Genomic DNA, 23,437 nt, shown 5'->3' with positions numbered 1-23,437 from the left:
ACTATACCCAACTTTGTCGTTACTAAGGAAGTGAAATGAACAAAGCGAAAATTGCGATTTTTGGTTGTGGCTGGCTGGGCGAGCCATTAGCGTTCGCACTACAGGCGCAAGGTTGGCTGGTCAGTGTATGCCGCCGCGATACTGAGCAAGTCGATCGCTTAGTGCTGTCAGGCTTAGATGCTCATGTTATTAATGTCACTGCGAGCCAAGTAATAGGTGATGTGGGCGCTTGGTGCGCTCAGGCTGAAGTCGTCATTGTGATGTTACCGCCACGCAGTAAGTCGCAAACGCCAGACATCTATCAACAACAAATAAACCAGCTAGTGATAGCATTACAGGCACAGCACGTTAAAAAAGTGATATTTGTCAGCACTACAGGTGTTTATGCTCAAGGTGATCACTTACTAACTGAAACAAGTCCGTTAAAACAAGGCTCTGTGTTAGTCGATGCTGAGAAAAAAATGCAAGCCGCTTTTTCCAGCATTATTTTACGCTTTTCTGGATTGGTAGATAAAAATAGAACACCTGCACGCTTTTTAGCGGGTAAACAGCTAGAAGCTGGCCTAACGCCTACCAACCTGATCCATCAGGCAGATTGCATTGCCGTGATCAGTCAGTTATTAGCGCAAGACTGGCAGCCGGATATCTATAATGTTAGTACCGAAAATGGCCTTGCCCGTGCTGACTTTTACATTGCGGCAACTGCTCATGCTGGATTGATCCCGCCAGTGTTTACTAATGCAAACAGCCAGCCAAAGCGGAGCGTTTCGAGCCAAAAAATCTTACAATACCTGAATTATCAATTTCAGTACCCAAACATTCTTACGTGGTTAACCAATGGAACCTGAACAAATAGACTTTTTTATGCAGCAGGCTATCGAACAAGGCAAGCTAGCTTTACCGGCTTGTCGCCCTAATCCGCCAGTGGGCTGTATTGCAGTTAAAGATGGCGTGATCATTGCCAAAGGCCATACCCAACCGCCAGGCAACATGCATGCCGAGGCGATGGTGTTGGCGCAGTTGGATAACTTGCAGGGAGTGAGCTTGTTTGTCACCTTAGAGCCATGTTCATTTGTTGGGCGCACACCATCTTGCGCAAAAACCATGGTGGCTCGTGGCGTTGAACAGGTTTATGTGGGGTTGATTGATAGCCATATTAAAAACCAAGGGCGAGGCATTCAGATTTTACGTGATGCTGGTGTACGGGTTGAAGTTGGGGTGTTGAAAGCGCAGTTAGAGCAAGAATTAGGCCCCTACCTCTTAACTAATGAAGCCTAAGGGATTGCTTGTTCCGAATTCTAGATAAACGAAACAATCTGTTTTCCAGCAAAAATGCGGTCAATATATTCCTACACGTTTTACGTTTTCATTCCTTAAAATCACCACCCGCTCTATTGTTTGCAGCCTATTTCAGTAAAGCTGAAGTGAATAAACTCAGCTTTGCTTAAGCCTATCTCCATTAGACAAGGTGCATTTTCTATCCAGAATTTGGATGAATTAATGTGTTCTTACTTTGGCTGGCGTTAAAACATATTGCCTTTATTGGCTTTGGTCAGGCGATAACGTATTAGTTGCTCGTTAAACCAATCTTGGCTTGATTGGTGGCTTTGCTTGTTACAGGTGAGCAGGATTGGCTCACCCGTTAACATATCGCGTGCGGTGGCGAGACGAATAAAGTCTTCGGTGTTTTGAATGTCTTGCTGGTAAGTTTTGAATTGCTTTTTAAACAGCTTTTTACTGTCTAAGCTAGATAACTGCGTATCACCTTGCTGTATTTGGCATTTATTCTTATCAAAGATCAGTAATAGCTGGGTTACTTCTTGCTTTAATGGGCTGCTCTGGGCGGCAATTTGGAAGCTAGCCACTACAGAGAATACGGCCAGAACAGCGATTGAAGAGCTAAAATAATTCATAATAAGGGCTAAGCTGCATCAAGGTGATTAATGGGCGGCGATTATACTGAAAAGGTTACCAGATGCGAGGGGTGAGAGGAGAAAAACCCTAACGCTGTATAAAGAAGGATTAGAAGAAAGTATTGAGTTAGATCAATATTGAAGCATAAAACCGAAACCAAGGCATTGGTGCATTTGGTTTCGGTCAGAATATTTAGAGCAGGGTAACGTTTTCTGCTTGTGGGCCTTTTTGGCCTTGAACAACTTCCATCATTACTTTTTGGCCTTCAACTAGGGTCTTACGACCGCCAGCGTTAATGGCACTGAAGTGAACAAACACATCTTTACCACCTTCACGCTCGATAAAACCAAAACCTTTCTCGTCATTGAACCACTTAACGGTACCTGCAACTTGATCTGACATATTTCTCTCTTACTTAACTTTTGTTACTTACATAACATTAAATTTTACCAGCGGGGGCTGGCGAACTATCAAAGCCATGTTTAAGCACTCAAGCGAGTTAAGGTATGGGTTACAGCTTATACCACAGCAAACGGCGCAGAGTTAACTTGTATAAGGTCATGTCGGCCTTAGTCAAACAAGGCAAGTTAAGCTTATACCATGGAATATGAAGGCACAATTTTTTAGCCGTGATATTTGGTGATCTAGGTCTGACCGTGATTGATTTTATATTTATTTTTTTGCTCTTGCCATTATGTTGGTTTTTTAGCGGGTAAGTCCCGATAGGATTTTACGTCGTTATAAAGGTGTAAGAGATCGGCCATGAGTTGCGTGGTAAAGCGCCCGAAGATACTTTGATTATTTCGCTTTTGTTGTGAACAAAACACTATAACTTAACTTTAAGTTACTGTTTTTAAATTACTATACTTTATTTTGAATAATTTGTGAGGACTTGATTAGTTCTAAAGTAGGTATTTTCCCCTATTGGATCACGTATATTTAATGACGTAGGGACGCAGCAGGAATCGAACAGGATGTTTGATTAGATGTTACCAAGGAGCTGTCACTATCAACTCAAGGACAGAGTCGGTGCTAAACAGGATGTTAGGCAACCAATGGAAGGTATAAGGAAGCACGCAGGGATAGCGTAATGGTTAGCTTAGGATGGTTGACCGTCAAGGACGAAAAAGGATCACAGCAGGATGCTGTAATGGACACCTCCAGGAAGGAGAGTAGGACAAATCAGGATGATTTGTTAGTCAGGATGACATAGGGACGACTCAAGGATTGAGGTAAGGAAGCCTTGGAAAGGCATAAGTCAGGGAGCGCAGGGAGCACTTGGTTCATCAAGGAATGGTGAAGTGACTACGGCCCGATACGAACGTAAGTTTGTATCGGGCCTTCTTTCTTCTGAGCACTAAGTCTTGTTTATAAGTTAGCTGCCAAATGAATTAGTTTGTTCCATAAGCGACATAGTTGTATTACTACAATGCCTTTCCTAGAGCTTGCAAAAAGTGCAGTGAATATGTCCTATATGCGCTTTGTGTTTTCATCGCTGAAAACGAAATTGGGCCGTTGCGCTCGGCCTAAACAAAGCCGAAGGTTAAGTCAGCACTAATAAGCCGTTAAATTCAACAGCCGAATCGGGCGTGAGCTCAAAGTGAGTTTGCCAGCCGCCGCAATGTACCGACAGGATACTCATGTTAGTTTGGTGCTGTAGTGCAATATGTTGCGCTTGTACCTGCAACACTATGCTATTGGTATGAGTTTTTAGTTGGATTTTATCTTGCTCAAGTAAATGAGCCGTAAAAAACTCGCCGCTGGTCAAACGTCCCTCTGCCAGTAATGCTAAATCAGCCACTGTTTATCCCCTTTATTAGTTGTTGGATTTAAGCTTAGTGCGGCTTGGCTTTTTTGCTGTATTGGTTTTACGTTTGTATTGTCGAAATGGTTTTTTCTTAGGCGCAACATCTTTTAACTGGCTTAATGCTGAGGCAGGCATGTGTTTAGCTTGCTCGATAAGCTGATTTAGCTGGTTCAGTAATTGATCCATAAAGTGCTGATAGCTGGCCTCTTTTTGGCATATTTTTTCGAGTTGATATTCCCAGTGTGCAGTCATGTCGGGACGAGTTGAGGTTTCAGGCAAGCTTAAAATTAACGCCTTACCCACCACTGTGGCCGCGATTTGTTTGCCGCTACGCTGTAAAAAGCCACGTTTAAATAACAGCTCGATAATGCTGGCTCGGGTTGCTTCTGTACCTAAGCCATCAGTGTCTTTTAAAATTTTCCTTAAATCTGCATCGATGACGCAGCGGCCAATTCCCGTCATTGCAGCCAGTAGAGTGGCATCGGTAAAATGCTCTGGTGGTTGAGTATTTTTTTCCACGAGCTCGCCGTGATCGCAAGTGAGTATTTCGCCTACTTTGACTATAGGTAAGCTGACTTCTGCTTGTTGTTTCGGTTTGCTTAATAATTGCTTCCAGCCCAAATTTAGCGTTGCTTTGGTTTTAGCGCAAAATTGGCCACCTTTAATATCTAACATAATGGTTTGATTTTGATATTCAAAATCAGGGAAAAACTGTGCTAAGTATTGCAGCGAAATTAACTCGTAAAGCTTACGCTCGCTGGCGCCGAGTTTATCTGCATTATAGGTTTTTAGGGTCGGGATAATGGCATGATGGGCGGTGACTTTTTTATCGTTCCAGCAGCGACTTTTTTGCAGCCAATTGGCTTGCTGGATAAGGGGTTGTAGTGGCGGTAAATTTTGCAGCAATACTTGACCAATGGCACTGGCTTGTTTGAATTGGTCGGCAGGCAAATGACGACAGTCAGAGCGCGGGTAGGTGATGAGTTTGTATTCTTCATACAGCTTTTGACAGCTTGAAAGTACTTGGCTGGCACTCATCCCAAAACGTTTGGCCGCTTCTATTTGCAAGCTGGATAAACTAAAGGGTAACGGCGCCGCTTGGCGTTTCTTCTCTTGCTTGTTGCTAAGTACTTTTGCTGGTTGCTGGTGGATCTTCTCCACCACTTTTTCCGCTAATCCTTTTACCAGTACGCGGCCTTGGTCGTCTTGGTAGGGTAAACAAGCCTCACTGGGCAGCCACTTGGCTGTAAAGGTTTCATTATTGTTGGTTTGCACGTGAGCTAGCACCTCATAAAAAGGCTTGCTGACAAAGTTTTCAATCTCTAAATCACGTCGCACCACTAGCCCAAGTAAAGGAGTTTGCACGCGGCCAACAGAAAGCACACCTTGGTAGCCAGCTTGTTGTCCTTGAATGGTGTAGGCTCGGGTCATATTCATGCCGTAGAGCCAGTCGGCGCGACTGCGTGCCAGTGCTGAGATAGAAAGTGAGATGAAATCTTGATTACTGCGTAAGTTGGCGAGGGCCTGTTTCACTGCGCTAGGATTTAAATCATTGATTAAACAACGCTGAACTTGTTGGCGTTTGGTTTGGCTAATGCCGGCATGGTTGATCACCTCATCTACTAGCAGTTGTCCCTCGCGATCAGGATCGCCTGCGTGCACGATTTGACTGGCCTTTTTTATTAGTTTTTTTAGGATACTTAGTTGTTTAACAGTGCCTTTTTTTGCTTTTAGTTGCCAATCGTTCGGCGCGATAGGCAAGTGCTCTAAGCGCCACTTTTTATATTGCTCACCGTAGTGGTCAGGCTCAGCTTGCTCGAGTAAATGGCCAATACACCAAGAAATACAATCACCATTAGGCAGGGTGATCATGCCCTCGGCTTTTTGCTGTGGCTTGGGCATGACTTCGGCAATGGCACGGGCTAAGCTAGGTTTTTCGGCAATATAGAGTTTCACGGCGTTAACATAACTGTTCAAATATACAGTTATGTTAACTGCTTTATCTCAATTGTGCCACAGGCCTGCGTGATAACCTTAAAGCTGCTGTGTGAAGATTAAGCAAAACACAATTTTGACCAACGGGTCAGGCCTGTAGTCACACTGCCAAAGTGATCGCCAGCAACCAGTTTAGTTGCAGGGTATTCTTGTTGTAAAAATTGGGTAATAGCAGGCGATTTCGCGCTACCACCAGTAATAAAGATCACGTCGGGTTGAGTCTGCGCCTGCTGCAAGGTTTCATCGATCAGCGCCTTGATACGAGTGAGTAATGGGCTACTGGCTTGCGCTAAGATGGTTTGTGACAATTCACGGCCTAAGCCGGATTCAATATAGCCAAGATCGGCAAAGTGCTGCGTTAACTCTGACAATTGCTTTTTCGATTGTTCAGCGGTATTCACTAATTGGTAGCTTTGCTTGTGTTGTTGCACATGGAGCAGACGAGCAATTTGTTCGGGTACGCAGCTGTCTTTACGTAACTCCTTCAGTGTTAATAAATTGTCGCGGCTATAAAAACGAGTTTGGCTACCTACATCATTGATAGCTACTGCATCAAATAGTGCTTTAGATGGCATTGGTTTGCCTGTGGTGAGCTCAGAATCAAGGCCAAACAAAGGCATTAACCCGCGCAGGGCAAAATTAATATCAAAATCGTTGCCACCAATCCGCTCACCAGAATGACCCAGAATCTGCGTTTGGCGATCAAGTAGCTGGTTGTAGCTAGGCCCCATTTCCATTAATGAAATGTCAGTGGTTCCTCCGCCAATATCGATCACAAGTACTTTTTGATCTTGGTTTAACTCTGCTTCAAAAGCAAAGCCGGCGGCAATAGGTTCAAATTGGAATTCAATGTCTTTAAACCCTGCTTTCAAGCCCGCTTGGGTCAGTATTTTCAATGCTTGTTGGTTGCTTTGTTCACCACGTAAACCTTGAAAGTTAACCGGACGGCCAATCACGGTTTGGGTAATGTCTTGCTGCAGTTGCTGCTCAGCTTGTTGCTTGATATGACAGAACATAGCGGTGACAATATCTTCAAATAATGCGAGCTGAATACTGCTAACACCAGTGGCACCTAAAAAGGATTTAGGTGACTTTATGTAATATCCTTCTTCTGGCTCTTCTAAATAACGCTGTAGTGCTGCGTTGCCAAAATGTAGATCGGTGTCGATGCCATCAAGTTTAAGCTCTTGTTGAATGCGTTTCCCAGCCAAAATGGCGGGCCCTCGTTGTTTTAACCAGTCTGTTTTTAAACTGGAATCAGGCAGGGCTTGTGCTAACCAAGCGACGATTGTTTCGCGTTCAGGAGCATATAAAGTTGAAGGGAGTAAGGTATCTTGTTCACCTAAGGTAATGAGTTTAGGTTGCCCTTGTTCAAACGCACCAATGGCACAATTTGACGTACCGTAATCAAAGCCTACAAACATAACATCACCTCAGAACAAAATGGGGGGCGCATGCTACCTTATGGCTGTGAGGATGAAAAGAATTGCTGCGATTGGTTTTTAGTTTCAGTTTGGTTGTTTAGTTTCAATTTAGTTTGGCTTTATGCTGAATTTTCGATTTAAAAATAGTGGCTTATTCTGCACTTCACGGTAGCCCTAGCACAATTTTTTATACTGAAAAAAAACCTTACCTTATTGGGTCTAGCGCAATATTAAAGGTCTTGCTTTATGTTTACACTTACGGCTACTGGACGATAAATGAGCGAAAGTTGCCTAATGTAATGTTGGTGAGGAAGGGCGAGTTTATTAATTACGTCAATTTCGCCATTTTCGCCATTTTTATTGACTTGAAGTTGTAATTTCACAACAAAATTCGAGTACAATTCAGTTTCTAAAATTTATCGCCGCATCGTCTATTGGGATGTTCCCTTGGCATGCATGGAATGCAAGTTTTGTTTTTACAATGACGCAGAGCGTCTCTCGGAGAGAAAAAGTGAGAAAAACTAAGATTGTTTGTACTATCGGTCCTAAATCTGAATCTAAAGAAATGCTAACTAAGCTAGTTGCTAACGGCATGAACGTGATGAGACTTAATTTCTCACACGGTGATTTCGATGAGCATGGCGGTCGTATCAACACTATCCGTGAAGTATCTGAAATTACAGGTAAGAAAGTTGCAATCTTACTGGATACTAAAGGTCCTGAAATTCGCACAATTAAACTTGAAGGCGGTAACGATGTAGCACTAGTTGCAGGTCAAGAGTTTTCTCTAACGACTGACGCAAGCGTAGTGGGTAACAACAAAATTGTAGCTGTTACTTACCCTGGTCTAACTAAAGACCTAAGTGTTGGTAATACTGTATTACTTGATGACGGTCTGATCGCACTTAAAGTGACAGCGATTACTGATACTGAAGTTAAATGTGAAGTGCAAAACAACGGTGAGCTAGGCGAAAACAAAGGCGTTAACCTTCCTGGTGTAAGCGTGAAGCTTCCTGCTCTATCTGAAAAAGATAAAGCGGACCTAGTATTTGGTTGTCAACAAGGTGTTGATTTCATCGCTGCTTCTTTCATCCGTAAAGTAGAAGATGTGCAAGAAATCCGTGAACTTTTAGCTGCTAACGGTGGCGAAAACATTCAAATTATCTCTAAAATCGAAAACCAAGAAGGTGTTGATAACTTCGACGCTATCTTAGAAGCATCTGACGGTATCATGGTTGCTCGTGGTGACCTAGGTGTTGAAATCGCAGTTGATGAAGTAATCTTCGCGCAAAAAATGATGATTGAGAAATGTAACCTAGCACGTAAGCCAGTTATTACAGCTACACAAATGCTTGACTCAATGATCAAAAACCCACGTCCAACGCGCGCAGAAGCGGGTGATGTTGCTAACGCAATCATCGATGGTACCGATGCGGTAATGCTTTCTGGTGAAAGTGCGAAGGGTAAATACCCTGCAGAATCAGTAGATATCATGGCAACTATCTGTAACAGCACAGATGAGCGCATGGAATCTCGCGTTGAAGCATATAAGCAAGATGCAGATGCGAAAAGCATCACTCAAGCGGTATGTCGCGGTGCAGTTAAAACAGCAGAGCAATTAGACTCACGTCTAATCGTTGTTGCTACTGAAGGCGGCAAGTCTGCTCGTTCAGTACGTAAATTCTTCCCTAAAGCGCCAATTCTTGCGATTACTACTAACGCAAAAACAGCTCAACAGTTATGTTTAAGCAAAGGTGTAACGCCAGTTGTGGTTGACAAAATGGATAACACTGACTGTTTCTACCAGCTAGGTATGAAACTAGCGAAAGAGTTAGACCTAGCGAAAGCGGGCGACAACATTGTAATGGTATCGGGTGCACTTGTTGATTCAGGTACAACCAATACTTCTTCTGTTCACGTGATTAAATAATCACCCACAGAAGCCTAAGAAACCCGGTTCGCCGGGTTTTTTTATATCTGTAATACCTGCCTTTAATCACTAGCTATGTTATCGTTTAGGTCCTTTAATACTTGGTGGACAAGGCTAGTAGCATGAGTACGTTTTTCAGCATTAACTTCAATAAAATTGCCTTATTGCGTAATTCCCGTGGACGAGATTATCCAAGCGTGGCCGAGTTTGCTCGCCAAGGCTTGGCATTAGGTATTAATGGCCTTACTTTACATCCTAGGCCCGATCAGCGTCATGCGCGTTACTCGGACGTTTATGAGTTAAAGCAAGTGGCGGCAGAATTTAGTGGTGCCGAGTTAAACATTGAAGGTTACCCATGTGATGAATTTATGCAGGTGGTGTTGGACGCTAAACCACATCAGTGTACGTTAGTGCCCGATGATCCTAACCAAATCACCTCTGATCACGGTTGGAACTTACATCAAGATTTTGAATTAGTGAAAAGTGTGGTGGCTAAATTAACCGCGGCGGGGATCCGTAGCAGTATTTTTATGGATCCGGTCGCAGCAGATATGGAACTAGCCAAAGCGACGGGCGCCGATCGTATCGAACTTTATACCGAGTCTTACGCGCAAGCATTTGCTACCGAACAGCAAGATGCAGTGCTGGCTCAATTTGCTGAGGCGACCAAAGCGGCACAAGCGTTGGGGCTTGAAGTAAATGCTGGTCATGATCTTAGCTTAGAGAATTTGGATTTATTCTTAACTATTCCTGACATTAAAGAAGTGTCTATTGGCCATGCGCTGGTGGTTGAATCGTTGCAGCAAGGCTATGAGCGAACAGTAAAAGCTTACGTTGATATTTGTAAATCGAGTGCCTAGCTGACAACATTATAAATACTGCAGTTAAAGTGTTGATTATTAATAAAATAGGAGTTGATGTGAAAAAAATAGTGTTACTTATGTGCTTGTCCGGTTTGTTTGCCAGTTTTTATAGTGTGGCAGAAAAGCGTTCTGTTGGGCCTGTTGAATACATTAAAGTGACAGAACTCGAAAATTTTAAATTCCTCACGCGGGTTGATACCGGCGCTAATACTACTTCTATTCATGCCTTTGATATTAAAGTTAACAATGATGCAGGGAAAATGAAGGACAATGTAGGTAAAACGGTTACCTTCACCACCATGAATGAAAAAAAAGAGTTTCGTACCCATCAAGCTGAAATTGTTGATGTAGTGACGATACGTAATGCAATTGCCAAGGAGCAACGCTACCAAGTTGAGTTATCATTGAGCTGGCGTGGTGAATCGAAAAAGGTATTGGTTAACCTAAGCGATCGCAAAAAAATGTCCTATAAACTACTGATTGGTCGCAACTGGCTTAAGGGTGATTATGTAGTTGATGTTGAAGTGCAGCCCGAAGAGTAATGTAGCTACCCTATCCGTATGCGGTGTGTGAGCTCTGCGCTGGCACACCTTATTTTATTCATTTCAATTTTAATGGGATTGCACTTGAAACGCTATACCCCTCCCGTTTTACTATTACTGGGTTTGTTTATTTCCTTTTATTTCTTTTCTCCGAGTGAGGATGGCTCTGGAAGTTTACTTGCTGTTGCTATTTGTGTGGCCGCTGCAGTGATTGCCTTAGTGATGAGCCTTGTTAATAAACAGAGCTGGTGGTTAATAATCAGCGCATTAATGCTGGTTTTATTACCTGTTATCTCTGTTTATATCTCCACTAGTCTATTATGAGGGATTTGAAGTCAAATAATTATCAATAATGTGAAAATTCAGCTTTATCGTGTTGCTCATTTTTTGTACTAGGTTAAAATAACGCCATAAATACAATAACGTAACCCCTACTTTGGGGATAAAATGGGCTACAAACATGGAACAGGACAAATCCTACGCTGTCCTGAACTCGGAAGAGATGGATTTTCTTTCCGAGCTAATGTTAGAAAAACCACTGGAGCAGGGCGATCAAAGTTTAAGCTTTGGAGTTGTTTCTGATCAGCAAGGTTTTTTAAAGCAATTAGGGACAGCAAATACACTGCAAGTGGTGGCTAGATATGGCCAGCACCATTTCGTTTTTCCTCTCGAAATTACTGAAAATGAGCTAGGGTTGCCGCATTTGAGCTTCGCTACGCCAGACATTTATGAAGCGGGTCAGCAACTTCGTTACTGGCGCGCTCCTGTACAAGGTATTTTTTTGGTTTCACCTTCAGGAGACAGGCTTCCTTTTGCCATAAAAGATTTATCCGTATCGGGTCTATCTCTGGGGTTAACGGAGGTAAATCAACATGTCCCATTGCAGTTAGAACAACACAGCTTACTGTTACCTGATGGCTCAAAAATTGATTTAGCCGGTCAAGTAAATCGTTTTGTTGATCAACAAACGGTGGCCTATGAGCTCAATCAAGATGAGATGGAGTCGGCGGTGTTACGTGACTATTTGTTCCAAATTCACCGTGATCAGCATCCTGAAATAAGCAAGGAAATTATTCGTTACCGTGCAGCTTAGCTAAGCTTAAGGTAAGCTGTTGGTTTTATGGCTAACGGTCAAAACAGCTTATGCAAAATTTCAAACTCGACTCACGATTAGCTCAAGATTGTGAATTCATCGCTGAGTCGCCACAAAGTGTGCTGTTGCTGTCAAAAAATGCAGCCTATCCATGGTTTATCTTAGTTCCTAAAACCATTTACACAGAGTTATACCAATTAGATTTTGCATTGCAACAGCAGCTGTTAAAGCAAATTAATCAGGTTAGTCAGTTTATGCAGGCTGAGTTTGCACCTGATAAGCTCAACGTGGCTGCTATTGGTAATGTGGTCAAACAGTTGCACATTCATTTGGTCGCTCGTTTTGAAGTTGATCCCAGCTGGCCTGGTGTGGTGTGGGGGGCGAGTGCAAACCAGGCCTATTCGGTGCAGCAATTAGCCTCTATAAAGCAAGCGGCTAAACAAGTATTGGGGGCTGTATTTACGTTTGAGTAATAGAAGATAAGCTATTTAGACTTGTGAGATTTCAGTTGTAATATGTAGTTGATTGCCTCGCCCAACTTGAGATAACGAGCAAGATCTTCTTTGCTGTAGCGGGTTGCCATGGACGCGAGGTTTTTACGCTGTTTTATAAAACGTGACACCTGTAATTTATTAAATCCCCCCACTTGATAAAGCAGTGCCAATAAATGTTCTGCTTGCTCATCTTCCAGACATAATTTTTCACCGTACTGCTCTGGTTCAAATGCGACGATCTCTTGTCGATAATGGCTAATTGCATTCTGTTCTTTGAGGTAGTCTAACCATTGCTCTATGTATAGAGGTTTCGTTCCTGCGAGTAGATTAAAGAATCCTGCTGAGTCACTACGACATTGTGTGAGTAGTATAATGGCAAAGTTATCATCATTGGCTGAGAATTTTACACTGCCTAATTGTGTGGGATGTAATGATTGCACTGTGATGGTGGCGTGTTGGCCTGTATTACCATGGCATTCAAAGATATGCATATGACCTCCTAAGTCAGTGACTATAGTGGCTATTCCTGCAAGAGAAGTAAAGTGAATGCCTGGTATTGAGCGAGTATCTTTTAGGTGTTCATGGCGATTAACGAGTATTGATTGCACTTTAATCGAGTTGATTTTCCGCCGAAGTAATCAGTAGTGTTTTTATTTAGTGATAAGTTTTTGTTTATTGTTATTTTTTAGTTAATTTTTCTGTTTTTTGATCTGTATTGGTGATTATGAACTTTAAAGTGTGTATTTTACGCTGGTAAATAGTGCGGCAGGATGACTGCGCAGCTAAATAATAATTAAGCCCTAACGAATAGAGGTGCATAGTGCAAACACAAAAAAAAGGATTGCTATCTAATATAGGTATGCAGGTTGTTATAGCCATGATCATTGGTGCTGCGGTTGGCGCGATGACGGGTGAGAGTGCGGCAGTATTTGCACCCCTCGGCGCTGTATTTATTCATTTAATCAAAATGTTGGTTATCCCCTTAGTAGCTGTCGCCATTATTTCAGGCGCCGCCAGCTTAGGTAATAGTCCTGCAGCTGGAAAAATTGGTATCACTACCTTTGCCTTCTTTATGCTGACTTCTGCAGCTGCCGTAGGTTTGGCTATTCTAATGGGCGAGATGTTTCGTCCTGGGGTAGGCGTTGATTTAACGTCAATGCAGAGTATGTTTTCTAATGAATACGCAGATAAAGGCTCGGTTCCAGGTTTTGTTGAAACTATTTTAGGGATGATCCCAACCAATGTGTTTCAGTCTCTTGGTGAAGCTAATATTCTGCAAATCTTAGTGTTCTGTTTATTTCTTGGTATAGGTCTATCGAAAATTGATAAGGCGCGATTCGAACCAATTAAAAACATGCTAGATGGGCTAGTTGACGCATTTGTTTGGATGATCAACATTGTAATGTATTTAGCTCCGATTGGTGTATTTGGCTTGATGGCTGAAGCAGTAGGTACATTTGGCTTTGATGTCTTAGGCGTTGTAATGAAGCTATTTGTTGTTTATGTAGCGGCTATTCTCATTTTTGGTTTTGGTTTTTATCCTTTACTGATCAAGTCCTTGTCGAATGTGCCTGTTAAGCGTTTCCTTTCCGCAATGAAACGCCCTCAAGCAGTGGCGTTGTCGACAGCATCTTCAATGGCAACTTTGCCTGTGACCTTAGACACGGTAGAAAAGGAGCTAAACGTCTCTAACTCAACGGCGGCTTTTGTGTTGCCGCTAGGCGCGACGATTAACATGAGTGGTAACGCTATTTACTATGGCTTAGTAGCGGTATTTTTTGCTCAGGTGTTCAATGTTGATCTGAGTTTAGGTGCTTACATTGCCATTATTTTAACCGCAACAATTGGCGCTATTGGTCAAGCGGGTGTACCTGGGCCGTCTTTCTTGGTTGTTGCAGTGTTATTGGCGGCAGGTATTCCGATTGAAGGTTTACCGCTGTTATTCGCACTCGATCGTATTTTTGACATGATCCGTACCGCACTCAATATCACAGGTGATGCAGCATGTGCCGTTATCGTTGAAAAATACAACCCAAATAGTCAGCAAGAGCTTGATACTGAAAGCTCAGTTGCGACCAAGCAGCAGCTTAGCTAGATTACTTAAGTTAGCCTATTCTTAGGTTTAAATTTATTTTAAGGCCAGTCACACTGGCCTTTTTTATGCCTCATTTTATTCACTCTACTAATATTTAGGTTGTCAGGCTGCCGAAAAGGACGTTGAACATGAAAGCTATATTGAGCTTGTTGTTATGGGGTATTTTACTAAAGCCTAGCTTTGCTGGGATGATAGAAGTTGAATATGATCCACAAGCTAGGTTGTTGGATGAGTATAAACAAGTGAACACTCATGATGTTGTTGCAGATTTAACGGCAGATCTGGAGCCGGACCCTTTTATTATTGGTAATGCCTCGCGAGGTGAAGAGGAGCTTTTATCATTTAATACTTCTGCTGAGAATGTTATTACAATGCCAGAAACTGTTGTTAGTTATCAAGACCTTGACTTAATCAAGCATCTTTTTGGTGCTAATAAACAACTGATAAAAGTAGAATATTTAAAATTTAAACAAGACATTACTGAATATATCGGCTTATCAGCACAAGCAAAAATTACTACTGCAGCGGTGTACGATGAAGTACTTATTTCTGAGCCATTGAGCGCGGTTAATTTTCAGCATGAAAGAATTGATAGCTCGATTCAATTTGAAGAACCTGTTTGGTATATCAAATGGTTTAAAGCAGCCTATAAATGGTTAACGTCTCCGGAAAATCTTATCATTTTACTCATTTCTCTCAGTGTGGCTGTGTTACTAAAAAGACGCTTTTGGGCACAGTGAAACACTATCAATAAATTTAAATGATTCAATGCATTACCTGCTAATTTTGGGGGAGATTTTGCACTTTAACTAATACTGGCTTTTTGCTCATTGTAAGTAGCTACTAATTAAGTGTTTTTAAATCATCACGGAATTGGATTTATATGTTTATCGAATGTAGATACAAGCAAAAATTATATTAAGTAAATAATAAAATAAACAAGAAGTTGTCAAATAGAGCTTAATTATGATTAATAATTAACCGTGCGAATTAACAAATTTGTATCAAAGTGCACTATTTTATTACTGTTAGGTAATCGTTATGACTGTTATTTGTTGGATGAGCATATTTGACGAATAGTAGCATTTTATTTTAAAGCTTTTGACTGCATTACTTGTTCGCTTGTAGCTTGTAATCGGTTAAGAGGGAGCTTGTTATGACTATTGTGGATAAATATGTTCGTGAAATTCAAGGTGGAAATTTACACAAAGCCACAGAATTAATGTTAGATATTATCGCATCTGATCCGTCTGGGAAGACAAAACGGAGTTTAGATCAGAAGTTTGCTGTTGCAATCAACCATCGTCGTGAAAGGTTACAAGACTACCAGCTGAAGTAATTGGTTTTTGACGGTAATAAAAAGGGCCGGTAATCGGCCCTTGGTTATTTATGGTTATGCCAACTAGGCAGCTAACAAGATACGTAGCATACGGCGTAATGGCTCTGCCGCACCCCATAGTAGCTGGTCGCCTACCGTAAATGCGCTGATGTATTCAGGCCCCATGGTAAGTTTACGAATACGACCAACAGGAACGCTTAAAGTGCCTGTTACTTTCGCTGGGGTTAGTTCTTGTGCGCTGATAGCACGATCGTTAGGGATCACTTTTACCCAATCATTGTGGCTCGCTAAGATGTTTTCGATTTCTTCAACCGAAATATCTTTGGTCAGTTTCAATGTGATAGCCTGAGAGTGACAACGCATTGCACCAATACGAACACAAATACCATCAACTGGAATTTGGTTATCGCTGCGGCCTAGAATTTTGTTAGCTTCAACTTGAGCTTTCCATTCTTCTTTACTTTGGCCCGAAGGGAGCGGTACATCAATCCATGGGATCAAGCTACCTGCTAGTGGGGCGCCAAACTGTTCCGTTGGGAAGTCGTCGCTACGGATAGTCTCAGCAACTTTACGGTCAATGTCTAAAATAGCAGAAGCGGGATCGGCTAGCTCGGCAGCAACACTGTCTTTGATCGCGCCCATTTGGTTGATTAGTTCACGCATATTACGCGCTCCGGCACCTGAAGCTGCTTGATAAGTATGTGGCGTCGCCCATTCAACTAGGCCTTTTTCAAATAAGCCGCCGAGTGCCATTAACATTAGCGAAACGGTGCAGTTCCCGCCAACATAGGTTTTTACACCATCTTTTAGGCCTTGCTGAATCACGTCACTATTAACCGGATCAAGTACGATAATACTGTCTTCTGCCATGCGTAATGAAGACGCGGCATCGATCCAGTAACCATCCCAACCACTTTCACGCAGTTTAGGGTAAACTTCTTTGGTGTAGTCGCCGCCTTGACAAGTTAAGATCACGTCCATTTCTGCTAGTGCTTCAATTGAGAAAGCATCTTGCAGAGTCGTGCTGGTCTTGCCAATATCTGGAGAAGGTAAACCAACCTGAGAGGTGGTGAAGAAAGTCGATTCAATTAAATCAAAATCTTTCTCTTCAGACATACGTTGCATGAGGACAGAGCCCACCATACCGCGCCAACCAACTAGACCTACTTTTTTCATGGCGTTTCTACTTCCTTAATTTAACGAAACGGAATTAATGAACCGAAACCAATGTATTTTTGGATAGGTTATTAATAGATAGAAACTCAATTTATCATTTTAGACGTCTGTAAGGCTAGATTTTTTTCAGAAAAGGGAAAAAGTACAGATAAATATATGGGGTATGAATTTAATGCAGGATAATATTTTAGATAAGAAAAGGAATATGGCGGTGAAGGAGGGATTTGAACCCTCGATGGGGCTACAAACCCCATACTCCCTTAGCAGGGGAGCGCCTTCGGCCACTCGGCCACCTCACCGGTATTCGGGAATATGGTGGGGGGGGACGGATTCGAACCATCGAAGCTTTCGCGGCAGATTTACAATCTGCTCCCTTTGGCCACTCGGGAACCCCCCCAAGAACTTTTAACTTATTAGCGATGCTAATTAGTTGAATGTGGCAGGGATATGAGGATTTGAACCTCAGAATGCCGAGATCAAAACCCGGTGCCTTACCGCTTGGCGATATCCCTGTTGTAGTGTTTTATCGAGTTGACTCTCGCGATTGAGGATAACATGTTAAAGGAGCCGAACCCTATAACGGTTATCTAACCTAACTATTTAAAGAGTGCTAACTCTGAATATGGCGGAGGAGGAGAGATTTGAACTCTCGGTGAGCTATTAACCCACGCCGGTTTTCAAGACCGGTGCATTCGGCCACTCTGCCACCCCTCCGTAATTCTCTAAATTGTAATGGTGCGGAAGGAGAGACTTGAACTCTCACACCTTACGGCACTAGAACCTAAATCTAGCGTGTCTACCAATTTCACCACTTCCGCATCATATTAGATTGCTGATCTCAATATCAACATTCTAAATTTGGCTCCTCCTGCTGGGATTGAACCAGCGACCTGCGGATTAACAGTCCGTCGCTCTACCAGCTGAGCTAAGGAGGAATAGTGGTCGGTGATGAGAGATTCGAACTCCCGACCCTCTGGTCCCAAACCAGATGCGCTACCAGGCTGCGCTAATCACCGACTGTTGCTTACGTATTTTATCTCTTCAGATTTCTCTGTTCGGAAGTTTTAACTAGAAGGTGTTGTAAGCTCCGCCGTGTCTCCGATGGCGCACATTATTAGGATTTCGCTGGTCTTTGTCAACACTCTGCAATAATTTATTTCTATATTAAAAACATGGGCTTAGCTTAATTGGTTGAAAAACAAGCTAACTTTTTTGTTTTTTTTAGTTCGTTTGCTGAAAAAAAGACCAGTTTGGGTATGGAAATTGTCCACTCAGGCTGATTTTTTTTGCCTTAAGGTGAGGTTTTTCTTCGTGAGCCGCAATATTTCACACCGAAACCGGAAAAATTAGCGAATACAGGCTAGTCAAATGAGCATTCAACTGGAAATTTGTCATAGATCGACAACTTGGCGTGATTAACTTTAGTTAATATACTAGGGGCGAATTGACCCTGTGTGATGTTTTGCAACGCGGTCACGAACCTTTATCTTTTTTATTCTATTCTTATTTTATCTACCTTAGGGACCCAACTCGACATTATGAGCTCAGTAAAAATGGCAGACACCCAGAGTATCGCTAATCGGATTAGCGCCAAATTTGAGCATTTTCTCGTTGGGAAAAATTATATTCTAGGTGATGATGACTTTAATGATGGTCTTGAATTGGAGTTATTAGAAAAACAAGAAGAGAAAGAATCCACTGAATCAGGTTGGAGTAAGCGCATCCTGCTTGATGTTGAAAAGGCAAGAGTGGAAAAAGAAGCGGCAGCAAAGCGCCAACGTGAAAAAGCGCTGCAGGTCGCTTCCAATTATTTTAATAAGCGCCTCATTAATGACATGCTACAACAACTATCGGAGCCTGACCGGGTAATGACTCACCTATTGCGCGTGCACGCTTCGACCACTGATTTGTTATTAGCACTTACTTTACCTTTTCCGCGTTTATCGTTGATCGCGAGCATGTTAGAGCAAAACCCAGAACTAAAGCGTCGTCTTTTATACCTCGTTGGTAGCCATAGTTTTATGGAACTATTAAACCGTAAGCCACGAGTGGTTAAAGATGCGCAGGCTGCTGTCGGTTTGTTAGGAATTGAAATTTTAAAGCAAATTGTTCCTGCTATGGTATTTAAGTACCGAGTAAAGATGAATAATACGGTGATCCCAGGGTTAGGGAAAAAGCTTTGGCGGCACATGCTAACAACTAGCTTAGCCACGACTTATGTACTTGAGCAGCAAGGATATAAACGGCCTGCTGAAGGTATGATGTTAGGCGGTTTGTTGCATTTAGGTCATATGGCCTGTTTACATCAGTTTTTGCGCTCGTTTGATGAAACCATGGTCGAGTGCCTAAATGAAGCGCGACAAAAAGGAGACAAAAAATTCCATGACCTGCTATTTGACGTGGAGGCTGATCCACGAATTTTAGAAAAATTTCTCGCTGAGAAAGCCCTTGAAATCAGCTTATCTTTAGCAAAACATAGTTTTCAGGAAGGTGCTCCACAATTAATAAGTGCCTTGCAGGAGGAAGTTGATGATCATAATTACAATGTACGTGGCACGTTAGGTAAAGCGTTATTTAGTGGCTTACGTTTTTCAGTGTTTGAGCAGCTTCGCGCGGCGAAAAACTTTTCTCAAGACGAATTAGTACCTTGGCGAGAATATGCGCAAATTTCCGCGTCACAGTTTAAAGAGATGCATCAAAAATCCCTTTACCGGATTGATTATTCCTCATTTAGTAGTTAAATCGGCCGACGTTGGATTGAATAAAAATTGTGCTGATTGCGCTATCAGATAGCCCCCTCCTAGGTTAATATTCATTTAGTCGTCTAGGAGGGACTATGTCTCAAGGAAAAAAACGGAAAAATAGTGGTCGCGTCACATTGGCTGATGTAGCTAAGCTAGCCGGTGTAGGTTCAATGACTGTGTCGCGGGCTTTGCGTACCCCTGACCTCGTTTCAACAGGCTTGCGTGAAAAAATAGATGCCGCTGTTGCACAACTCGGTTATTTGCCCAATAAAGCTGCTGGCGCTTTGGCTTCATCTCAGTCAGATATTATTGCGGTGATCCTGCCGTCTTTAACCGAATTTGCCACCAATGAAATCGTTTTAGCCTTAAAAGGGGTACTGGAGCCAGCGGGGTACCAACTTATTTTTACCGCGTCAAACTACGATTCGCAAGAAGAGGAAAAGCAAGTGCGAGCGTTATTGCAGCATTCGCCTGCAGCCTTGATTCTACCTGGTACTGCACACACCTCACAAACCCTTAAATACATTGAAAACATGAGCTTGCCAGTTGTTGAGCTGTCGGCTTTAACTCTCACCCCGGTGCATATCAATGTGGGCATTGATCATCATGCCTCAGCTTATCAGCTGACAAAATTTTTGTATATGAAAGGCTATCGGCAGATTGGTTTCATTGGCGCGCACACTAATTTTGGACGCTTTGCAATGCGACTAGCGGGTTGGCAAAAGGCCATGATAGATCATGATATGGCGAGTCATCGTTTGGTGTTAGGGTTATCTGAGGTGAGCTTTTCGGTGGGGGCTGAGTTGCTTATGGACACCTTGGCACGCTGGCCTGATTTAGATGCTGTGATATGTGGTCATAGTGAAATAGCGGCGGGCTTGATATTAGAGGCTAACAAACAAGGGGTTAAAATCCCTGAGCAACTTGCCATTGCAACATTTGAAGATCCTAATTTGTGCAATACCTTGCAGCCCAGTTTAACCACTGTTGATATTCCTTATGCTGAAGTTGGTCGAGAAGCTGCGGAAGCGTTATTGCAGGCTCTTATTACTGGTAACCGCGATAAAGTGGTGAAAAGTTTAGGTTTTAGAGTTAAAACTCGAGCAAGCACTTAGTTTTCTAGCTGCGTAAAAAAAGCAGGCCAGCAGGCCTGCTTAACCAACTGGGATGTGTTGGAAAGAATCATACTTTTTAAATAATCACTAAAGGTTATTAGGCTTATGTGATTGTAAAAAGAAAACATAAATAGAATATCACTTGGTTCATACAATCAACAGGTTGTATCGTTTTTTTAGGTATTAACTTATAGTTGATTTCACTGAATTAACACTAGCTCCCTATTTTAAAAAGGTATCTTCATTCGCCTTGGCCGACTGGAGGGGGAAATATATAACAGTTTGGTAGTTTTTTATTACGGCAAAGGTGTAACTTGCTAAGCTGATATTAAAGAAAATTATCGCTTTAACCAGTGAAGTGATAAGAATGAGGAAGTTATATGAGTCAGTCATCTACATTATCTTTTCTTGCTTGGCCTATCGCTGCAGTTAGTACGATTTTAGCGGGTGTGGGGTTTTACCTCTACTCAGATGCGATCACTGTTGCAGAAAAAGCGACCCGTCAGGCTCAAGCTTCACGACAAATAGAAAAAGCCAGCTTAACCAAACAAAGTGATTTACAGCGTCAATTGAACACGGCTATTTATGATTTTGAACAGCGTCAACAAACGTTTAGTGAACTACAACAGCAATTGACCCAGCTGCAGTTGAAAACCGACCAGCAGCAAAAAGAATGGCAAGCCAAGCAAGAACAATGGCTGGCTAAACTGGCGGAAGCAGAAATGAAAGATGCAGCTTTGTTACAAGGGCAATTGCAGATAGAAGCCTTAACCAATGAGATTAATGCACTCAATGAACAGCTTGTTTCTGCACAAACCAGCCTAGAGCAAGCTGGGCCGAATGTTGATGTCATGCAATTGCAGCAACAGTTTGAACAATTAATGACAGAGAACCAAGAGCTTAAGGCAAATTTAGATTCGCAAGTTGCGGATAAAGCACAGCTTAGTATGACCTTAGCTGATGCACGTAATGAAATCCTGCGTCTGGATCAGCAAATCCAACTGGCCGATGCCAGGATTAATGAGTTGAGTATGACGTTGGAGCTTGAACCAAGTGCCAACGCGCCAGCAAAAATGGAAGTAAAAGTCGATTCGCCAGCGGTTGTGATAACGAGTAATGAAGATACTGTTTCTGCAACGGAGACGCCGCCAGCAAAAACTGAACCTGTTGCCGTGAGCGTTGAACCCTCAGCTGAGGTGACTGATGCTGCCAGCGAACTGGACACTCCTGCTTTAGATGACGTTGTTGCTGCACCTGAAGCCGCACAGCCCGAGCCTGAAGCGACCAAGGTTGAGGCAAACTAAATAACCTCCGTTATGCTTCAGTCTGACACCGCCAGATAAAGTATGTGTTACGACAAAATTTCGTTTTCAGGGATGAAGATGTAAAGTGTTCAGAGGCATATTTACAGCGTTTGCGCAGGAAAATATACTATTTTGGCTCGTAATAAGCTCAAGTAAAACCTAGGCAAGTCTTCAATACCCATGGTTTAGCTATTGATGTCTAATTCTTTGAGCTTGCGTGTTAGGGTGTTTCTGCCCCAGCCTAGCAAACGAGCTGCTTCTTGTTTATGACCGTGAGTATGGGTCAGCGCAGCAGTGAGCATGATGCGTTCAACTTCTGGCACTGTGTTGGCTAATATGTCTACTTGGCCTGCTAATAGCTGCTGCTCAGTCCATTGCTGTAATTGTTGTTGCCAACTTTGTGCTATCGCCTCGCTTTGTTCTACTCCTTTTTTTGCTTGTACCAACTCTGGTGGCAAGTCACTTAGTAGCACCTCTTGACCACTGGCCATCACAGTCAACCAACGGCATACGTTCTCTAATTGACGCACATTACCTGGCCAGTTTAAGCTTGCTAAATAGTCTTTGACCTTGGGATGCAATGACTTTACTTCGACCGCGAGTTCTTTTGCCGCTAAGTGCAAAAAATGGTTGGCTAATTTAACGATGTCTTCACGACGCTCGTTTAATGACGGAATATGAATACGGATCACATTGAGGCGATGGAATAAATCTTCACGAAAATCGCCTGCTGCCACTTTTTTTTCTAAGTCTTGGTGGGTTGCTGCAATGATCCGGACATCCACTTTGACCGATGCATGGCCGCCAACACGATAAAACTGCCCGTCTGCAAGCACACGTAATAATCGGGTTTGAATGTCTAATGGCATATCACCAATTTCATCCAAAAATAAGGTTCCGCCATTGGCTTGTTCGAAACGTCCTTGACGCACCGCATTTGCCCCTGTAAATGCGCCTTTCTCATGACCGAACAGCTCTGATTCAATCAAGTCTTTAGGAATTGCTGCCATGTTTAACGCAATAAAAGGATTTTCTTTGCGCGGGCTATGTTTATGTAGCGCGTGAGCAACAAGTTCTTTACCCGTACCTGATTGACCATTAATAAGCACACTAATGCTAGAGCGTGATAATCGGCCAATGGCGCGAAACACTTCCTGCATGGCGGGCGCTTCGCCGATGATTTCGGGGGCGGGTGACATGGGGGCTTGCGGCGCCTTTTTCGCACTATTTTCTTTCGCGTGGGTTAAGGCTCGCTCTACCAAAGCAACGGATTCATCAATATCAAAGGGTTTTGGTAAATATTCAAATGCGCCTGATTGATAGGCATTGACGGCACTGTCGAGATCAGAGTGGGCTGTCATGATCACTACGGGAATATCAGGAAATTCTTGCTGGACTTTCTGCAGCAAGGTAATGCCGTCTATACCCGGCATGCGAATGTCAGAGATGATCACATCGGGTTGTGTCAGCGAAAGTTGTTGCCACATCAGCTCACCATCGGCAAAGCTCTGGGTTTTGATACCTGAAGGCGCGAGGGCTTTTTCTAATACCCAACGAATAGAGCTGTCGTCATCGACGATCCAGACTTTATTGGTCATCTTA

At 42.8% G+C, this 23,437-nt stretch carries 22 protein-coding genes and 7 tRNA genes; 14 read left to right on the top strand and 15 right to left on the bottom strand.

The genetic code is table 11. The features are described from left to right. Positions 1-35: 35 nt before the first annotated feature. Positions 36-848: an NAD(P)H-binding protein gene (locus tag Q4519_RS15105; RefSeq protein WP_303513618.1), complete on the top strand. Its 813-nt coding sequence runs from the start codon at positions 36-38 to the stop codon at positions 846-848. Next, positions 838-1,278 carry a bifunctional diaminohydroxyphosphoribosylaminopyrimidine deaminase/5-amino-6-(5-phosphoribosylamino)uracil reductase RibD gene (locus tag Q4519_RS15100; RefSeq protein ID WP_303513616.1) on the top strand — a complete coding sequence of 147 codons (441 nt, stop codon included), beginning with the start codon at positions 838-840 and terminating at the stop codon, positions 1,276-1,278. Before Q4519_RS15105 ends, Q4519_RS15100 begins: the two co-directional genes overlap by 11 nt. A 245-nt stretch (positions 1,279-1,523) precedes the next feature. On the opposite strand, the gene Q4519_RS15095 is transcribed toward Q4519_RS15100, so the two are convergent. The 5 genes from Q4519_RS15095 to yegD form a co-directional block, all read right to left on the bottom strand. After that, on the bottom strand, positions 1,524-1,913 hold the full coding sequence (locus Q4519_RS15095; RefSeq protein ID WP_232803842.1) for a DUF5329 family protein: 390 nt from the start codon (positions 1,911-1,913) through the stop codon (positions 1,524-1,526). Between the two features lie 193 nt (positions 1,914-2,106). Further along, positions 2,107-2,316 carry a cold-shock protein gene (locus Q4519_RS15090; RefSeq protein WP_232803843.1) on the bottom strand — a complete coding sequence of 70 codons (210 nt, stop codon included), beginning with the start codon at positions 2,314-2,316 and terminating at the stop codon, positions 2,107-2,109. A gap of 1,141 nt (positions 2,317-3,457) precedes the next feature. Next, positions 3,458-3,715 carry a hypothetical protein gene (locus Q4519_RS15085; protein ID WP_232803844.1) on the bottom strand — a complete coding sequence of 86 codons (258 nt, stop codon included), beginning with the start codon at positions 3,713-3,715 and terminating at the stop codon, positions 3,458-3,460. 15 nt (positions 3,716-3,730) lie between these two features. Then, entirely contained in the window at positions 3,731-5,677 is a 1,947-nt protein-coding gene (locus tag Q4519_RS15080; protein ID WP_303513610.1) for a DNA topoisomerase III, read from the bottom strand. A gap of 98 nt (positions 5,678-5,775) precedes the next feature. Then, positions 5,776-7,140, bottom strand: coding sequence for a molecular chaperone (gene yegD / locus Q4519_RS15075; protein WP_303513607.1), 1,365 nt, complete (start codon positions 7,138-7,140; stop codon positions 5,776-5,778). A gap of 511 nt (positions 7,141-7,651) precedes the next feature. Between yegD and pykF the strand changes: the two genes are divergently transcribed. From pykF to Q4519_RS15045, 6 genes are all read left to right on the top strand, one after another. Continuing rightward, on the top strand, positions 7,652-9,070 hold the full coding sequence (gene pykF, locus Q4519_RS15070; RefSeq protein WP_232803846.1) for a pyruvate kinase PykF: 1,419 nt from the start codon (positions 7,652-7,654) through the stop codon (positions 9,068-9,070). A 122-nt stretch (positions 9,071-9,192) separates the two neighbouring features. Beyond that, positions 9,193-9,930, top strand: coding sequence for a pyridoxine 5'-phosphate synthase (locus Q4519_RS15065; protein WP_232803847.1), 738 nt, complete (start codon positions 9,193-9,195; stop codon positions 9,928-9,930). Positions 9,931-9,989: 59 nt separating this feature from the next. Continuing rightward, positions 9,990-10,475: a RimK/LysX family protein gene (locus Q4519_RS15060; RefSeq protein WP_232803848.1), complete on the top strand. Its 486-nt coding sequence runs from the start codon at positions 9,990-9,992 to the stop codon at positions 10,473-10,475. Positions 10,476-10,559: 84 nt separating this feature from the next. Beyond that, positions 10,560-10,799 (top strand): hypothetical protein, encoded by a 240-nt coding sequence (locus Q4519_RS15055; RefSeq protein WP_232803849.1) that lies wholly within the window; start codon positions 10,560-10,562, stop codon positions 10,797-10,799. 136 nt (positions 10,800-10,935) lie between these two features. Continuing rightward, positions 10,936-11,568, top strand: coding sequence for a PilZ domain-containing protein (locus Q4519_RS15050; protein WP_232803850.1), 633 nt, complete (start codon positions 10,936-10,938; stop codon positions 11,566-11,568). A 50-nt stretch (positions 11,569-11,618) separates the two neighbouring features. Beyond that, positions 11,619-12,041: an HIT domain-containing protein gene (locus tag Q4519_RS15045; protein WP_303513603.1), complete on the top strand. Its 423-nt coding sequence runs from the start codon at positions 11,619-11,621 to the stop codon at positions 12,039-12,041. 11 nt (positions 12,042-12,052) lie between these two features. Here Q4519_RS15045 and Q4519_RS15040 read toward each other — a convergent pair whose 3' ends face one another. Then, a complete protein-coding gene (locus Q4519_RS15040) occupies positions 12,053-12,553 on the bottom strand; it encodes a hypothetical protein (RefSeq protein ID WP_232803852.1) in 501 nt (166 codons plus the stop codon). A 368-nt stretch (positions 12,554-12,921) separates the two neighbouring features. On the opposite strand from Q4519_RS15040, the gene Q4519_RS15035 reads away from it, so the two are divergent. From Q4519_RS15035 to Q4519_RS15025, 3 genes are all read left to right on the top strand, one after another. Further along, a complete protein-coding gene (locus Q4519_RS15035) occupies positions 12,922-14,157 on the top strand; it encodes a dicarboxylate/amino acid:cation symporter (RefSeq protein ID WP_303513639.1) in 1,236 nt (411 codons plus the stop codon). 128 nt (positions 14,158-14,285) lie between these two features. Next, the gene (locus Q4519_RS15030) at positions 14,286-14,897 is read left to right on the top strand and encodes a hypothetical protein (RefSeq protein WP_303513601.1); all 612 of its coding nucleotides are present in this window, start codon (positions 14,286-14,288) and stop codon (positions 14,895-14,897) included. 416 nt (positions 14,898-15,313) lie between these two features. Continuing rightward, positions 15,314-15,496: a hypothetical protein gene (locus Q4519_RS15025; RefSeq protein ID WP_232803854.1), complete on the top strand. Its 183-nt coding sequence runs from the start codon at positions 15,314-15,316 to the stop codon at positions 15,494-15,496. Between the two features lie 63 nt (positions 15,497-15,559). Here the strand turns inward: Q4519_RS15025 and asd are convergent, their stop codons facing one another. The 8 genes from asd to Q4519_RS14985 all read right to left on the bottom strand — a co-directional run bounded on the left by asd (position 15,560) and on the right by Q4519_RS14985 (position 17,688). Continuing rightward, positions 15,560-16,672, bottom strand: coding sequence for an aspartate-semialdehyde dehydrogenase (gene asd / locus Q4519_RS15020; RefSeq protein ID WP_303513598.1), 1,113 nt, complete (start codon positions 16,670-16,672; stop codon positions 15,560-15,562). 206 nt (positions 16,673-16,878) lie between these two features. Next, positions 16,879-16,971, bottom strand: a tRNA-Ser gene (locus Q4519_RS15015). 14 nt (positions 16,972-16,985) lie between these two features. After that, a tRNA-Tyr gene (locus tag Q4519_RS15010) sits at positions 16,986-17,069 on the bottom strand. A gap of 40 nt (positions 17,070-17,109) precedes the next feature. Next, positions 17,110-17,184 (bottom strand) — tRNA-Gln (locus Q4519_RS15005). 111 nt (positions 17,185-17,295) lie between these two features. Beyond that, positions 17,296-17,386: transfer RNA gene (locus Q4519_RS15000), tRNA-Ser, on the bottom strand. A gap of 19 nt (positions 17,387-17,405) precedes the next feature. Further along, a tRNA-Leu gene (locus tag Q4519_RS14995) sits at positions 17,406-17,490 on the bottom strand. 41 nt (positions 17,491-17,531) lie between these two features. Further along, positions 17,532-17,607 (bottom strand) — tRNA-Asn (locus Q4519_RS14990). Positions 17,608-17,611: 4 nt separating this feature from the next. After that, positions 17,612-17,688: transfer RNA gene (locus tag Q4519_RS14985), tRNA-Pro, on the bottom strand. Positions 17,689-18,225: 537 nt separating this feature from the next. Here Q4519_RS14985 and Q4519_RS14980 point away from each other — a divergent pair. The 3 genes from Q4519_RS14980 (at position 18,226) to Q4519_RS14970 (ending at position 21,835) form a co-directional block, all read left to right on the top strand. After that, complete coding sequence (locus Q4519_RS14980; protein ID WP_232803856.1) at positions 18,226-19,413, top strand: HDOD domain-containing protein; 1,188 nt, start codon at positions 18,226-18,228, stop codon at positions 19,411-19,413. A 95-nt stretch (positions 19,414-19,508) separates the two neighbouring features. Next, a complete protein-coding gene (locus Q4519_RS14975; RefSeq protein ID WP_232803857.1) occupies positions 19,509-20,531 on the top strand; it encodes a LacI family DNA-binding transcriptional regulator in 1,023 nt (340 codons plus the stop codon). A gap of 380 nt (positions 20,532-20,911) precedes the next feature. Continuing rightward, complete coding sequence (locus tag Q4519_RS14970; protein ID WP_303513590.1) at positions 20,912-21,835, top strand: hypothetical protein; 924 nt, start codon at positions 20,912-20,914, stop codon at positions 21,833-21,835. A 185-nt stretch (positions 21,836-22,020) separates the two neighbouring features. Here the strand turns inward: Q4519_RS14970 and glnG are convergent, their stop codons facing one another. Continuing rightward, a complete protein-coding gene (gene glnG, locus Q4519_RS14965; RefSeq protein WP_232803859.1) occupies positions 22,021-23,433 on the bottom strand; it encodes a nitrogen regulation protein NR(I) in 1,413 nt (470 codons plus the stop codon). Between the last annotated feature and the right edge of the window lie 4 nt (positions 23,434-23,437).

The sequence above is a fragment of the Motilimonas sp. 1_MG-2023 genome (genome assembly GCF_030547455.1).
Classification (GTDB): Bacteria; Pseudomonadota; Gammaproteobacteria; order Enterobacterales; family CBDFNC01; genus Motilimonas.
Note: the sequence above shows the minus strand (reverse complement) of the source record. Positions and strands in the feature narration are given on the sequence as shown.

Excerpts from the sequence above, each read along its gene's own strand:
- Q4519_RS15030 (WP_303513601.1), top strand. The coding sequence starts at position 14,286 with ATGAAAGCTATATTGAGCTTGTTGTTATGGGGTATTTTACTAAAGCCT.
- Q4519_RS14980 (WP_232803856.1), top strand. The coding sequence starts at position 18,226 with ATGGCAGACACCCAGAGTATCGCTAATCGGATTAGCGCCAAATTTGAG.
- Q4519_RS15035 (WP_303513639.1), top strand. The coding sequence starts at position 12,922 with ATGCAGGTTGTTATAGCCATGATCATTGGTGCTGCGGTTGGCGCGATG.
- glnG (WP_232803859.1), bottom strand. The coding sequence starts at position 23,433 with ATGACCAATAAAGTCTGGATCGTCGATGACGACAGCTCTATTCGTTGG.
- Q4519_RS15105 (WP_303513618.1), top strand. The coding sequence starts at position 36 with ATGAACAAAGCGAAAATTGCGATTTTTGGTTGTGGCTGGCTGGGCGAG.
- Q4519_RS15065 (WP_232803847.1), top strand. The coding sequence starts at position 9,193 with ATGAGTACGTTTTTCAGCATTAACTTCAATAAAATTGCCTTATTGCGT.
- yegD (WP_303513607.1), bottom strand. The coding sequence starts at position 7,140 with ATGTTTGTAGGCTTTGATTACGGTACGTCAAATTGTGCCATTGGTGCG.
- Q4519_RS15025 (WP_232803854.1), top strand. The coding sequence starts at position 15,314 with ATGACTATTGTGGATAAATATGTTCGTGAAATTCAAGGTGGAAATTTA.
- Q4519_RS15040 (WP_232803852.1), bottom strand. The coding sequence starts at position 12,553 with ATGCATATCTTTGAATGCCATGGTAATACAGGCCAACACGCCACCATC.
- Q4519_RS15100 (WP_303513616.1), top strand. The coding sequence starts at position 838 with ATGGAACCTGAACAAATAGACTTTTTTATGCAGCAGGCTATCGAACAA.
- Q4519_RS14975 (WP_232803857.1), top strand. The coding sequence starts at position 19,509 with ATGTCTCAAGGAAAAAAACGGAAAAATAGTGGTCGCGTCACATTGGCT.
- Q4519_RS14970 (WP_303513590.1), top strand. The coding sequence starts at position 20,912 with ATGAGTCAGTCATCTACATTATCTTTTCTTGCTTGGCCTATCGCTGCA.
- asd (WP_303513598.1), bottom strand. The coding sequence starts at position 16,672 with ATGAAAAAAGTAGGTCTAGTTGGTTGGCGCGGTATGGTGGGCTCTGTC.
- Q4519_RS15045 (WP_303513603.1), top strand. The coding sequence starts at position 11,619 with ATGCAAAATTTCAAACTCGACTCACGATTAGCTCAAGATTGTGAATTC.
- Q4519_RS15090 (WP_232803843.1), bottom strand. The coding sequence starts at position 2,316 with ATGTCAGATCAAGTTGCAGGTACCGTTAAGTGGTTCAATGACGAGAAA.
- Q4519_RS15095 (WP_232803842.1), bottom strand. The coding sequence starts at position 1,913 with ATGAATTATTTTAGCTCTTCAATCGCTGTTCTGGCCGTATTCTCTGTA.
- Q4519_RS15050 (WP_232803850.1), top strand. The coding sequence starts at position 10,936 with ATGGAACAGGACAAATCCTACGCTGTCCTGAACTCGGAAGAGATGGAT.